9 protein-coding genes and 1 tRNA gene are annotated in these 13,414 nt (G+C 51.2%); 7 read left to right on the top strand and 3 right to left on the bottom strand.

Annotation, left to right across the window (positions count from 1 at the left end; translation table 11 throughout):
- Nucleotides 1-416 precede the first annotated feature (416 nt).
- Both H6F75_RS14760 and H6F75_RS14755 read right to left on the bottom strand, forming a co-directional pair.
- Nucleotides 417-806: an AbrB family transcriptional regulator gene (locus tag H6F75_RS14760; protein WP_190753235.1), complete on the bottom strand. Its 390-nt coding sequence runs from the start codon at nt 804-806 to the stop codon at nt 417-419.
- Between the two features lie 191 nt (nt 807-997).
- A complete protein-coding gene (locus H6F75_RS14755; RefSeq protein ID WP_190753225.1) occupies nt 998-2,569 on the bottom strand; it encodes a cytochrome P450 in 1,572 nt (523 codons plus the stop codon).
- A gap of 1,339 nt (nt 2,570-3,908) precedes the next feature.
- On the opposite strand from H6F75_RS14755, the gene H6F75_RS14750 reads away from it, so the two are divergent.
- Entirely contained in the window at nt 3,909-4,382 is a 474-nt protein-coding gene (locus tag H6F75_RS14750; RefSeq protein WP_190753224.1) for a hypothetical protein, read from the top strand.
- 237 nt (nt 4,383-4,619) lie between these two features.
- Here H6F75_RS14750 and H6F75_RS14745 read toward each other — a convergent pair whose 3' ends face one another.
- Nucleotides 4,620-5,426 carry an aldo/keto reductase gene (locus tag H6F75_RS14745; RefSeq protein ID WP_190753223.1) on the bottom strand — a complete coding sequence of 269 codons (807 nt, stop codon included), beginning with the start codon at nt 5,424-5,426 and terminating at the stop codon, nt 4,620-4,622.
- Nucleotides 5,427-5,925: 499 nt separating this feature from the next.
- On the opposite strand from H6F75_RS14745, the gene H6F75_RS14740 reads away from it, so the two are divergent.
- The 6 genes from H6F75_RS14740 to H6F75_RS14715 all read left to right on the top strand — a co-directional run bounded on the left by H6F75_RS14740 (nt 5,926) and on the right by H6F75_RS14715 (nt 13,016).
- Complete coding sequence (locus H6F75_RS14740) at nt 5,926-6,678, top strand: DUF4336 domain-containing protein (protein ID WP_190753222.1); 753 nt, start codon at nt 5,926-5,928, stop codon at nt 6,676-6,678.
- A 123-nt stretch (nt 6,679-6,801) separates the two neighbouring features.
- Nucleotides 6,802-7,020 carry a hypothetical protein gene (locus tag H6F75_RS14735; RefSeq protein ID WP_190753221.1) on the top strand — a complete coding sequence of 73 codons (219 nt, stop codon included), beginning with the start codon at nt 6,802-6,804 and terminating at the stop codon, nt 7,018-7,020.
- 254 nt (nt 7,021-7,274) lie between these two features.
- On the top strand, nt 7,275-8,390 hold the full coding sequence (locus H6F75_RS14730) for a carboxylate-amine ligase (RefSeq protein ID WP_190753220.1): 1,116 nt from the start codon (nt 7,275-7,277) through the stop codon (nt 8,388-8,390).
- Between the two features lie 618 nt (nt 8,391-9,008).
- Nucleotides 9,009-9,081: transfer RNA gene (locus tag H6F75_RS14725), tRNA-Val, on the top strand.
- A 518-nt stretch (nt 9,082-9,599) separates the two neighbouring features.
- A complete protein-coding gene (locus H6F75_RS14720) occupies nt 9,600-10,406 on the top strand; it encodes a 4'-phosphopantetheinyl transferase superfamily protein (protein WP_190753219.1) in 807 nt (268 codons plus the stop codon).
- A gap of 291 nt (nt 10,407-10,697) precedes the next feature.
- Nucleotides 10,698-13,016, top strand: coding sequence for an NACHT domain-containing NTPase (locus tag H6F75_RS14715; RefSeq protein ID WP_190753218.1), 2,319 nt, complete (start codon nt 10,698-10,700; stop codon nt 13,014-13,016).
- The last annotated feature ends 398 nt before the right edge of the window (nt 13,017-13,414 follow it).

Below are 13,414 nucleotides of genomic sequence, written 5' to 3'. Positions count from 1 at the left end.
GCAGCAAGCACTTTGTTACGGAGGTCATCACTATAAGCGGCTGGCATCAGACGTGGGGGTACAGTAGACGCACTTCCCTCTATATTGTCCTAATTACACCTTCGACTGCAATAAGGGCTGAGAGCAAGGTAAAGACGATGATAGCTCTTCGTACCGCTAAGTCGACAGTGAGATTTGTAGATGCCTATTACGAAAGCTACCGAGAATCTAGAACTCTGGACTTGAGGCTTGGGTGCAGACATGGTCAGATGGAGGAAGATCGGCTTAAACCTAGGGTGGAAGTAGTCTGCGGAGTGGTCGTGCGTCAATTTAAACAGTTCTTTGAGCAGCTAGCGTTGTCCCAATAGTAAAAAACCCTCTGAAAGATCAATTCCAAAGGGTACGAGTTAAAAGTTCTAGTTCATTAACTAGTTTCGTCAGGCTTGCTCTTCATTGCCTTCAGCGTCCAACTTGACCAAGCGAATGTGCTTATAGCCCAACTTGATCTTGAACTCATCTCCAGTCTTCAAGCCCATTTCCTGGGTGTAGGCTGCGCCAATCACAATCTGACCATTCTTATGGACAGTGAGAGTGTAAGACGCTTCCCGGCCTCGACCGTCAGCCGCCTTCTCTGGCTCAAGCTGAATGCCCTTAGCTGCTAGGAGAGCATCATAAAAGTCAGCCAGGTTCACACGGGTTTGCCCTTCTTTACCAACCGTATAGTAACCACATTCCTTAGCAAGATCCCGCTTAGTGAGGCCGTCGTTCTCCTTGACCTTGGCCAGAAGCTCTTTCCCTGACAGGGGTTCTTTACTTTTCACTGCCATAGTTTGGATTGTCCACAGGGTAAACATCAAATATGCGATGATCCAGAAAAGAGTCTCTGGAGCTTTTTAATCATCTTCCCTTACGATTCTATCTAACTAGGGAGTTTTAAGAGCATAAACTAATTTATTCACCTGATGGCGATACTGCTTTAAAGTGGCTCAAGTGTGTGATCACTGCTGTGCTGGTCCTGTTAGTTAACCAATGATTTCGCCCGTGGTTGGACGAATGAGCGCACCTGAAATCTCACTGGCATGCGATCGCGCGGAAAGATAGTCAAGTTCTGATCAAACTGTTTCAACGATGCAGAGCCATTGACCAACTCCCAGTCAAAGTAGTGCAGCAAAACCGAAAGCATGATCGTGGCTTCTAGGAGCGCTAGGGGAGCCCCAAGACAGTAATGTGGTCCCAAGGAAAAGCCAAGATGAAGGGGCTGTTTCCCAGGTATGTTCTCTACTTTATCCGCTTGAAGCCAGCGCTCCGGGCGAAACTCATCCGGTTGAGGATACATCTCAGGATCTCTGCCCGCGCCCAGGAAAAAGGGCTCTATACCGGTTCTTTGAGGAATTCGTATGCTGTCAAGCTCGGTGTCTTGAGTGGCTACTAAAGGAATGCCAGGGGCCACGGGATATAGCCGCATTGTTTCTTTAACGATTGCCTCAATATAAGTCAGGTCCTTAACGGCTGAGGCGTTAAGACATCCTTCCTGCTGCCAAATTTCGTCAACAATATTCTGAGCTTTCTGGCGTACTGTCGGGGTCAACCCCAGAGCTCCGACAGCAAACGATAGGGTGTGAGCGGTGGTATCGTGACCGGCAAAGAGGAAGGCTTTCGCTTCAGCAACCAAAGTCTCTAAATTGTGCTGAGGACTCTTTGCGAATTGAATCAGCATCGAGGTTCGAAACTGCTGACTGACCTCAGGTATAGACTGAGTATCCGACTCCTTGGCCAACCGTAGCGCCATGGCTGCGCGAGGGGCGAGGAATTCCTCCAAATATTGTTGAGCATTTTTGTAGGTACGCCCTTCCTGAGTCGGCAAATACTTCAGCCATTTGTTTGTGCCCGCAGACTGAAGCAACACCTGCTTTTCCAGCACGGCTAGGGCTTTGTATAATTTCTGCGGCTCAAAGGAGGGCTCACCCTCAAAATTTGGCTTGCCATCCAGCGACACCCCCAACAGGAAATGGGCAATTACTCCCATGGTTAAATTGACAAAAAGTGAATCGACATGGATAACCTCCTGCTTTAACGCGAGTTGATGGATGTCATCTATCACGCCCATACAGCTATCAACAATCACGTCTAGCTTCTGCGAAAACTGGCTGGGTTTGAATGATGGGGCAGCAGCCTGTCGCCGCCACTTCCATTCCTGCCCTTTTTGATTGCCGATGTGAATTCCAAAGACATCTTGATAGGCCCCATAAAAATTAGGGCTCCTGGCAAAGATGCCGTCACTCTGACCTTGGGTGAGAATTTGCTCGATTAACTTAGGTTTTGACACCACCAAGATTGGTTTGTTAAAGACCCAAACCACCAACAGGGGGCCATATTGCTGAGTCCATTCCAAAAACTTCTGTGAAAACTTACCGTCTTTAGCTAAGGCAATTAATTCTGAGGCATTACCGCTGAGCCAATGACCTGACGGTGAGGGCAACGCTTTCAATGACTGAAGCTGCTTCGCTTGCTGTCGCCAACGCCATCCTAATCCACCAGCCCCTATAGCAGCCAAACCTAAGATTGATGCTAAACCTTGTATTTCAACCATGCCGACTACCCCTTCAATTCACTGTATACAATCATCCAGTGTTGAGTCGTCACTGCTTTAATAAAATCGTAAACCTGCCTTTTAATTGTTGACAGGATGAAGAGGTTGAGGAAGTACTTTGGAAACAATTGGTAATATCAAGGCTGTTTGAACACCTGACCGCTCGGTGGGTTGTAGGGTGGGGCTTTCTTAGGAACCTTAGATATAGGAAAGGGCGGTGTGGGGAATTTGGAGCGATGCCCCTCTTCGCTGAAACAATAGTAATCAGGTTGTCCTGATGCACGGATCGCGTTATCCTGCTGAGTTTGTCATTGTTCAAGCCTTAACTGGGTTTTAGACCATGCCTGCAAAAGGTGAAATCGACATTACGGTTAAATTTAGCGGTATCCCAATAGCCACTGCTGCTCCTGGTGGAGTTACTAAAATCGAAATGTACTGTAACGGCTATATTGTTTTAGCCAATATCAAACCAAAACGTTCAAGCGCTTTATTGAGAAGACTATGGAGTATGACTATTGGGAGGGCATCGTAAGCGGCAGGCTTCACCATATTCAAGGCCATCAGCTAATGCTTACCCACGCTGGCCTCCACTGTCGTGAAAAGAAAACAGCAGGCTAGAGGAGAGACAGGGTATAAGCAAAGCAGCCTCATCCCAAACCAAGATGGCAACAAGCAGGCTAACCCAAAGGTTGCAGAGGAGCTATTTCTATGGAGGGTAGGTTGCTTGGAATGGCGTGTAGAGGGCAGGCTAAGCAACAAAGTGGAGTAAGTCTGCTGAGTGCGATCGCAGACCTGAAGCAGGTTTGAACGCTTGTCCGCTCAACTCGGAATTGGGGCGGGGGCTTTGGAGAGAAAGTTGGCTAGGAGTAAGGGCGGCGTGATAGATCGGCCTGTGTTGCTCCAACGGGGATGTGTTCTGGGGAGATGGGAGGCAAGAACGCCCTTCAAGCCAAAACAAAAACAGGGGGGCCGAAGCCCCTCAGAAACTATCCCCGCAGTTGCACTCGTGACCCGCGAGAAGCTGGCCCTAAAGACACCTGGTCGCTAGGAACGGTGCAGGGAATGGAAGCCGCGAACGACCCAGGTCCCGGGGGCATAAAGCGCACCAGGATAGAGCATCCCACGACCGCAGCCCAGCAAGTGGAGAAGGCCGAGGGCAGCTCATTGAACCACCCCTCAGCCATGAGCAAGCTTACCTAACATCCAAAGCGCGATCGCCCCCCAACCCGCTACAGCGGAGCCTTGTTCCCCAAACGACCTGGACATCAGCCTAGCGGCAATAGACATACGCAGCGCAGATGCTTACGATCTGTAGTAGCGACTCCAAAATTCACGCCCAATGCCCCCAACCCTGAATGAACCCCTTTCCCTCGAAATTTCTGAACAAATCAAAAGCAAAGCAGGCGCTCCCTTTGACAATACCCATCGAGCTGTGCTGACACTGACTGGAGCAACCTACGTCCAAGGGTTTGTGGTTTTGAATAACGGGCAGTATGCGCCTATCGAACACGCCTGGATTGAGCTAGGTGAGGATATTATCGACCCGACGCTACCGCATATCAATAAGACCCAGCAAGAAATCTATTACTTTCCCGCCCAAAGCCTCAGCATCAAGGCATTAAAAGCCTCTGTTGAAGAGGCCCAAGAAGATTACCCAGACGATCCTCCGCTGCCGATTTACGGTGCTCCGCCCTACGAGTATTACGGTGACGTGATGCTAGGGGGAAAAGACTACGTGAATGCTTATCAAGCAGCCGAATTAAAGAGCCGAGAACTCAAGGCAGCTAGAGCAGAACGCAAACAAAAAAACTGATGTTGTCAAAGCATTATGCTTGTTTAGCTAAAGCTAAGAAGTCCTTTAAAACTGGAGAAACCGGCTGTCTTATCGGTTTCAGCCCCAGGCAGTCTGAATTACAGGAGAGCGTATAGCCCTAAGTGAGACCGTTTTGACAGACACGAAGATTCAGCTCGATTTAGTCAGCCTCGCCACTCAGCCTTAGCTTCCTGTCAAATCGTCTACTCACAGCAATTCTCCCCAGGAGAGATTCAGCTATGGCCAGCTCGTTTCAAAACTGTCCTGGCCACTGCCATAGACTAAATCTCCAAACTGCCGCCAGTGCGCAACTTCGTGTTCGGACATGGGCGGGGAAGTGAGGGCAGCAAGATTATTTCCTAATAACTTGAGGGTTTTTGGGGCCGTTAGCACTAACCGAGTAGCTGGTTGGTACAATCCAAAGCGATAACAATCAGAAGCTGTTGGCGGGGCGGTAGGCCAGTCTGTAGGCTTTTGAAGGAGCGTTCCCCAACGAGTGCTAGTGAAGGCGACGACCGGGATCTTAGCGGCCTCTGCCATGGGAAACACGGTTTCTTCAGCCTTACGGTGAGCCATGTTGTAGCGATGCATTAGAACATCACAGAGGGATTCTTGAATGAGCTGTTGGGCGATCGCTCGATTATGGGTTGTCATACCCACATACCGAATTACTCCCTCAGATTTCCAACGATAGAGTTGATCCGCCAGGGCCTTTACCTGCTGCCAATCATCGGTAGGGGAGACATATTCGGCAAAGAGAATGTCTATTGTGTCGATACCGAGGGTCTGCTGTACCTGCTCAACGTACTCTTGCCAGTGGCCAATCTCTCGCTTCTCGCTTCCTGTAGCCACAATGACGGATTCTCTATGCTGCTGTAATAGCTGCTTCAAATTATTGACGATAGGGCTATTCCCAATGCCATAGGAAAAGAAGTAGTTGATGCCAGCTTGCCAAGCTAGATCAACACATCCCGACTCCATGGTCTGCTGTACTGCCAGTCCAAGCATGCTGGCGGAGTTGCCTTGAATTGTTTGAATGTCCATAGCGGCTTTGTCTCCACAGACTCAAGAAAGGCGGGAAACACTACATCGACGTTGAATCCTTTGGCCCCTAAAACGCTACCCATTTTTAGCCTCTTCAATGAAGGATAGAGCGGTCGTATCAGCATTGATTAGTGACTAACGTCAGTCGATAGGCCTTAATCTCAGACTTCTAACGTAGCTTATCCATCATCGGACTTTAAACATCAATTCCGGTATAGGCATAGCCGACGTTACATGGTGGAGACTCTTTAGTTCAACTCATTGCCACTTCTGGTTGGATTGTGGCCGTCACTCATTGCCATGCCACGGGGCATCGCTGATGGGTTATTGCTCCTGAACTATCCACCCTTAGCGATTGCGAAATCTACCCGACTAACCAAGATATTTTAGAGTCTAGTGCAATGCTCCACTGGGTTATAGATCGACTTTAGCCGCTGTCGTCTTTACTAAGACTAGCAACTGGCCTCAAAATGGTAGAGTCGCTATCCCTTGACTGGCCATGGTCAAAGACCTGCTGACGCTGTACGAACCCATCAACACACTCAAGCCTGTTGATAACGGCATCTGGCTCGTGGATGGCCCTATTGTCAAGATGTCGATGTACGGCATGGCTATTCCCTTCACCACTCGAATGACGGTTGTGCGCCTGGGCAACGGCGGGCTGTGGTGTCATTCCCCCATAGAACTAACGTCTACTCTCAAAGCCGAAATCGACAATCTTGGCCTCGTCGAACATCTGGTATCGCCCAACAAGATTCACTATGCCCACATTCAGAGTTGGGTAGATGCTTACCCTCGGGCGATCGCCTGGGCATCCCCAGGGGTGCGAGAGCGAGCTGACAGCCAGCACATTCCAACGACCTTCCACGCTGACCTAGACGATACGCCACCGCCCCAGTGGGCCACCGAGATTGACCAAGCGATCGTTCGCGGCAGTCGGTTTTTAGATGAAGTGGTGTTCTTCCATCGGCAGAGCAAAACGCTGATCTTGACCGACCTGATTGAAAACGTTGAACCTTCAAAGATAGACAAAACCTTTCGCTGGTTAATTCACCTGGTTGGTATAGCCGACCCCAACGGCAAGGCTCCCCTAGATTTAAGGATGACGTTTTGGAATCGTAAAGCCCAGGCGAGGAAAGGCTACGAACAGATGTTAGCCTGGGCACCCGAGAAGATTATTTTGGCTCACGGTCGCTGGTTTTCAGAGAATGGGGTGGCGGAGCTAGAGCGGGCCTTTCAGTGGCTCAAGTAGTCCGCGGTGGAGGCGATCGCCTGTGATGGAGCGACAGCGGTGGCAAAGCTAATGCGAGTTGAGTAGCCCAAGCCATGACTGACTTCATTACCACCGGCCGCTTTCGTTCCTAGGAACCGCAGTATGCCAACTCAGAGACACTGGGGCGATACCCCAACGGTAGTACAGGCAGCGCCAAGGGCTACAGAGCAGCTGTATGAGCCTGGATACCAGTACTACAAGGCCGGAGTTATGCTGATGGAGTTGGACCCTACTAGCATCGCTCAAGGCAGCTTGTTCGTGGATGAGAGCAGGCGCGAGACGGCTTGGCAACTGATGGATGCTGTGGACTCGCTGAGTTAGCGGTTTGGGGTGGGGACTGTACTCTCGACGGAGGGATGGCAGCACGGGTGGAGGACGCGAGCTGAATGGCGTTGGCAAAGTCGCTCTGAAAGAGCCTCGCCCAGGTTTACTACTCGGTGGGATGAGTCAGTGAAGGCTGAGTAGATGGAAGAAGCGCAGGCTAAATGTCTAGAAGCCCGTTGAAGCTGTTGCAGCAATAATTAAAAAAGAGTTTGTCGTTACACATTTTCTAAAACTTACTAAAAACATAAACAATGTCACTTCCAACAGAAGACTTTACCATTGGGGTTGAAGAGGAATATCAAATTATCGATCCTGCGACTCGTGAACTGCGATCGCGTCAACAGCAAATTCTACCGATCGCCAAAAAAGCGCTTGGTGAAGAAGTACAACCGGAAGCTCAGCTTTCGCAGATAGAGATCGGTACACCTGTTTGTCACTCGCTTTCTGAAGTACGTGCAGAACTTGTCCGCTTGCGCCGGGAACTTATTGCTGCCGCTGCCAAAGACGGCAATCAAATTGCTGCCGCTGGAACGCACCCATTTTCCGAGTGGAAAGAACAGCAAGTTACGCCCAAAGAACGTTATCAAGGGCTGATGCGAGATTATCAACAACTGACCCGCGAGCTCATGATCTTTGGCTGTCACGTACACGTTGGCATCAGCGATCGAGAGATGGCAATTCAGGTTATGAACCGTTCGCGAATGTGGCTGGCACCGCTGCTGGCGCTTGCTGCTTCCTCGCCATTTTGGTTCGGTACGGATACGGGATATGCCAGCTATCGCACGGAAATTTGGGGCCGATGGCCCATATCCGGCCCACCGCTAATTTTCTCCTCACACGCTGAATACCAAAGGCTTGTAAAAGATTTGGTCGCAACTGGAGCTGTAGAAGAAGCGACGAAGATTTACTGGGATGCGCGTTTATCAGAGCGTTACCCAACCGTAGAGTTTCGCATTACAGATGTCTGCATGACGGTGGATGAAGCAGTAATGGTTGCAGGACTGGTGCGCTCTTTGGCGCGAACGTGTTACGAACAAGCTCAAGGAGATAAACCATTTCCAGCCACTCGTCACGAAATTATACGCGCCGCGCACTGGCGTGCTGCACGCTACGGATTAGATACAGAGCTGATCGATGTTGAGGCAATGCGTGCTGTTCCAGCCCACGAACTCGTTGAGAAGTTTCTAGCCTTCGTGCGCCCATCGCTGGAGGAGTATGGCGACTGGGACGAAGTTTCATTGCTCGTGCGGCAGACGATGCAGCAAGGTAATGGCGCAGCGCGACAGCGGGAAGTTTACCAGCGTACTGGACGCTTGGAGGATGTCGTTGATTTTATTGTCGCCCAAACGCTGAAAGGTATTGATTAACTTCATTAGGGGTAGAAAAATGTGGATGTTGCCATTGTTGGAGGCGGTGTTTCCAGAATTTAGAATCCCTAGCGATTGACATGGACAGGTAGTTCTTTCTCAATCCCTTGAAGGGGACTGGTCATTACATTGGGTTTTGGTATGTCTAAGGTTGGCCCGAGCCCGGCGTAGCTTGTGACTTTAAGCCTGGACCCCCACCGTTTCTTCTGAGGCTTGTCGGGTGGTTAGGGGGATAGTTGGTAGGCTGGGTGGTGGAGAAACGGACTCAGGTGTAGCGCTCAGCAAAGCCAGCTTCTCTTCTCTTCTATTCGGGTCAGCCAGTCAATTACGACACCCAACGACTCGGAAGGTTTCTGAAAGACTAAGTATCTTCCCTCTGCAGCTGTGGACAGCAGTTCGCTTAAACTGACCCCTTGCCTTGCCGCGACAAGCTTCAAGAATGTCTTTGTCTCCGGCCTTGGGGTGACTTAGTCACGGGTGGTAGGTGGGGTCACAGGGGTAAATGGGATAGTCCAGTTCTAGTCCATGCGGTGTGACCCCAGCTAATCGACCAAATTTCACAGAAACGGCTAAAACGTCTCTATCCTCTGCTAAGATATGAAACTGCAAATGCAGCACGGGCGATTAGCTCAGTTGGTAGAGCGCCTGCCTTACAAGCAGGATGTCACTGGTTCGAGTCCAGTATCGCCCATACATTGCCCTTGTCGGATAACAGTTTAGCTGTCGTCTTAATAGATTAGTGACGGCGAAGCGTTTTGACTAATCGTTAACATGCTATCTGTCGTTTCAAGCGCTCCCGTATAGCGATCTGACGTGCGGCTCCTGCCATATTGGCCCTGTTCTCCCTTGTCGTGCTCCTCACTCAGCGCTGCACCCGCAATTTACGTGCTCCCTGCCTCAAACTGCCTGATACGTGAAGCAACATCCAACCTTGGCCTGTGTCCGGTGCCACTTGTGGGCTTCCGACTTTTTCGAACATTACTAGACGACTCTGAGCATGTGAAAGGCCCTCGCCCTATTTTGGGCAGTTGGACCGAGCTACTCTGCCATGCTACCTAAATGGATAAAGTCGAGCCGAGACATGTTGGGAGAAATTGGAACTCTTCTTTCTGCTGTTGATTCTCAAAAAGATTTTATACTCAAATGTTTGCCTGCTGAGTAGCGTTTTGACAGCAGTACCAAAGCGCTGCCGTTTACATTTGAGAGCGTATGGTAACTACTCGGCTGAGCCAAAACTGGCGGTTTCCGGCTACTGTCCCGCTTTTTTGCCGAGGGGATGAAGTTCATGTTTGGCGCATAGATTTGTCGCTACCTCCAGCTTATCTGCAACGGCTTCAGCTACTGCTTTCTCACGATGAACGGATGCGGGCGGGGAAATTTCGGTTTCAGCGCGATCGCGATCGCTTTACGGCCACTCGGGGTTGTTTACGACTACTGCTAGGTCATTATCTAGGGGTAAAACCGGAGACCGTGCAATTTTGCTATGGCCCTCAAGGCAAGCCTGCCCTTCAGCTACCGTCTGCAACAGCACTCTCATTTAATGTCTCTCATACTCACGAGTGGGCTTTGGTCGCCATTGGTCAAGGGCAACCCGTGGGTATCGATTTAGAACATATTCAGCCTGACTATCCTTGGCAAGCCGTCAGTGATCTGGCGCTTTCACCAAAGGAGCGGGCGATGTTGGCGGCGCTGCCACCAGAGGCCCAAAGCGCTGTCTTTTTTAAGCTTTGGACGGGTAAGGAAGCTTATGTCAAAGCTACGGGAGAAGGGCTGTTGAGACCTTTTAATCAGCTGGAAGCTTGGGAATTTGATCGGCTAGAGGTTGGAGAAGATTTGGCTGCTACGGCGGTGCGCTTGCCTGACTCAGCAGGTTCTAGTGGGAATCAATCCTGGTGTTTGTATCTACTCCACCCTTTGCCGAACTACGTCGCGACCTTGGCGGTCTTGGGGCCTGCGATCACCCTGAGCTGCTGGGACTGGCATGCTGAACTTTTTAGCTTAGGGGTGATTGATTAGACATGATGCTGATGCAACAACTGGCGTGGTAGGTATTTTGATGTTGAACATTGCCTTTGATGACTAGTTGGGCTGGACGCATACTGTAAATACCTACGATGGCTGGAATGCCTACTGGCTGGAGCTGGTTGGCGATAGCTATGGCTGGGAAGGGGATTTTGGGCTTGAATGCGCTCATGGGATGCTGCTAGACCTTGAAGTCTCGGAAAAAGGCGTTAGTATGAGCCTCATATAAGACAACCACTTTTTTCCGCTGTTTAAATTCACAATTTAGAATGCTCTTTTTACAGTATGGCCAAGCGATCGCTAAAGGCCTCCCCCGCTGGCATTCAGCGGGCTAAGCGGGCATTTGCGCTCAAGGGGTGGACTCAGGAAAATTTGGCCGGGGAGGTGAACCTCAAAACTCGGCAGCCAATCTGGCGGTTTTTTACCGGTCGCCCGGTCGATCGCCAAATTTTTGTGGAAGTTTGTCAGGTTTTAGACCTCGACTGGCGAGAGGTTGCCGCCGATCCGCCCGCTGACTTTTCGGAGCCAGGAGAGTTGCTGGGGCCGCGCCCGCTGACGGTGGACGAGCTGGTGGCAGAGGTGCGATCGCAGCACTACGACACCATTCAGCACCAGTGCGGCATTCTGCAACTGCTCGATATTGGCCGCCCGGTCAACATTGACGACATCTATGTCGAGGTCAACATTCTCGAAGCGGTCGCTAACCAGCAGTGGCTAGAGATTGCTGAATTGAATAGTCTGGCCCCAACCGAGTTTGACCGGGTGGGGCTAGGGGATGTTGACCAACCCCAAATTTCTGGTGTGGAAGCGGTTAAAACCCACGGCAAACTGCGGGTGCTGGGCAAGCCGGGGGTGGGCAAAACCACCTTTTTGCGGCACCTAGCCGTGCAGTGTAACCAGGGCGAGTTTGCCCCCGAGCAGATGCCTCTGTTTATCGTCCTGCGGGAGTTTGCCGAGGCCGCCAAACGCCAGGCCGACTTTAGCTTATTCAGCTACATTCACCAGACCCTGCTCACCGCTGGCATCGCCGACCCCGCCCAACTCGAAACGCTGCTCACTGAGGGACGAGTGCTGATGCTGATGGACGGCATCGATGAGGTGCTAAATCAGGACATCAACGCCGTTATTCGAGAAATTCGCACTTTTTCGGACCGGTATCACCGCAATCGGTATGTGGTGTCGTGCCGCACGGCGGCCCAAAAGCTGGCCCTGCACGGCTTTACCGATGTAGAAATTGCCCCCTTCAGCCAAACGCAGATTGCCACCTTTGCCAAAAAGTGGTTTGTCGCCCTGGGTAAAGCGGCCACCCCCGAGGGCGAGACCAGGGCAATGGCATTCGTCACTAAGCTTGAGCAGCCCGAAAACTGGCAGTTTCGCCAGCTAGTAGTGACGCCCCTATTTTTGCACCTGGCCTGCTGGGTATTTCAAGGGGAAGGGCAGTTCCCCAGCAAGCGCACGGCCTTTTACAAACAAGGCCTCGACCTGCTGCTGGGCAAGTGGGATGAGACCAAAGGCGTTGCGCGCGACGATATCTATCGCGGGTTTTTGCTGCCCCAAAAAATGAAGCTGCTGAGTCAGCTGGCTGCCGTCACCTTTGAGCAGGGGCAATACTTTTTTGAGCAGCGCACCATCGAGCAATACATTGAAGACTACCTGCAAAACCTGCCCGGCAATGCCCTCGAACCGGAAGAACTCCAGCTCGAAAGCGAGGCAATGCTGAAGGCGATCGAGGCTCAGCACGGGCTGCTGATCGAGCGGGCGCGAGGCATTTTTTCGTTCTCGTATCTGGCGTTTCAAGAATATCTAACAGCGCGTAAAATCGTCGCTACCCACAACCTGCGGGCGCTGGACCAGGCGCTGGGGGGGCTGGTTAGCCACATCACCGACCCTCACTGGCATGAGGTGTTTTTGCTCACCGCTGCCATGCTGCGCAGCGCCGACTCGCTGGTGCAGCTGATGAAGCAGGAGATCGATGCCCTGGTGGCCCAAGACCCCCACCTGCAAGATTTTTTGATGTGGGCTAGCCGAAAATCCCAGACTATTCCTCCTGAGCCCAAGTTGGCTACTACCCGCGCCTTTTATCTGGCCATGGCTCAGAGCCCCCACACCGCCGACCAGTTTGCCCTGGCCAGCACCCTCGATCAGGGGATTTTTCTAGATGCCGCCCTGGAAAACCTGCTGGTGGAGTTTGCTGTCGATCGCAGCCAAGATTTTGCCTATGTACACGCCTGTAGTGAGGCGCTCAGCAATATTTTGGTCATGGTGCTCGATGCCGGATTTTATAAGTCGCTCCAGCAGCTGAAGGATCAGCTGCCCGCCTCGCACCAAAGCCAGGAGCGGTTGCAAGCCTGGTGGCAAGACAATTACCCAGCCTGGGTCGAGCAGATCAAACGCTCGATCGCTGAATACCGCAATATTCACCACCCTTGGCAGTTTAGCCCTGAGCAAGAGCAGGTGCTAAAGCGCTACTACGACGCCAATCAGCTGCTAGTGGACTGTTTGAACAGCAACTGTGAAGTAACCGAAACTATTCGGCAGGAGATTGAAGCGACGCTGCTGCTGCCTCAGAAGGAGTTGGAGGAGCGGGAGTGGCAGAGGGAGTAGGGAAGCGGGAAGATGGGGAAGGTGGGGAAATGAGGAAGGTGGGGGAGATGGGGAAGACGGTGGAGAAATTGAGGGAATTAGATAGATATTTGATTAAATCAATCGATTCAAACAGGGCTTAAACAGTAGTTCGACCACGGCTGCGACATAATTTAGATATCGCTTCATCAACTGCAGAACCGTGAGAAAGTTGCCTATGTCCATATCTAATTGGCAAATAGTCAATCAATAGCTGATATGTGATGCTGGTTCAGTTCTGGCGATTGCGGCTGGGCCTCTAAATCATCCCAGTCTGACTAAGGTTATCCATAGTTTTGGCAAGTAGCGATCGCGATTTGATTGATTGCTTTTGCAGCGCGATTGCGTTTAAACACCCAATCTCATCGACCCCTTTCTAC

It is taken from the genome of Nodosilinea sp. FACHB-131 (assembly GCF_014695395.1).
In the GTDB taxonomy this organism is placed as follows: Bacteria; Cyanobacteriota; Cyanobacteriia; order Phormidesmidales; family Phormidesmidaceae; genus Nodosilinea.
Note: the sequence above shows the minus strand (reverse complement) of the source record. Positions and strands in the feature narration are given on the sequence as shown.

Bases quoted from the DNA above. Each gene is read 5' to 3' on its own strand.
- H6F75_RS14760 (WP_190753235.1), bottom strand. From the start codon at position 806: ATGGCAGTGAAAAGTAAAGAACCCCTGTCAGGGAAAGAGCTTCTGGCC.
- H6F75_RS14755 (WP_190753225.1), bottom strand. From the start codon at position 2,569: ATGGTTGAAATACAAGGTTTAGCATCAATCTTAGGTTTGGCTGCTATA.
- H6F75_RS14750 (WP_190753224.1), top strand. From the start codon at position 3,909: ATGCCCCCAACCCTGAATGAACCCCTTTCCCTCGAAATTTCTGAACAA.
- H6F75_RS14745 (WP_190753223.1), bottom strand. From the start codon at position 5,426: ATGGACATTCAAACAATTCAAGGCAACTCCGCCAGCATGCTTGGACTG.
- H6F75_RS14740 (WP_190753222.1), top strand. From the start codon at position 5,926: ATGGTCAAAGACCTGCTGACGCTGTACGAACCCATCAACACACTCAAG.
- H6F75_RS14735 (WP_190753221.1), top strand. From the start codon at position 6,802: ATGCCAACTCAGAGACACTGGGGCGATACCCCAACGGTAGTACAGGCA.
- H6F75_RS14730 (WP_190753220.1), top strand. From the start codon at position 7,275: ATGTCACTTCCAACAGAAGACTTTACCATTGGGGTTGAAGAGGAATAT.
- H6F75_RS14720 (WP_190753219.1), top strand. From the start codon at position 9,600: ATGGTAACTACTCGGCTGAGCCAAAACTGGCGGTTTCCGGCTACTGTC.
- H6F75_RS14715 (WP_190753218.1), top strand. From the start codon at position 10,698: ATGGCCAAGCGATCGCTAAAGGCCTCCCCCGCTGGCATTCAGCGGGCT.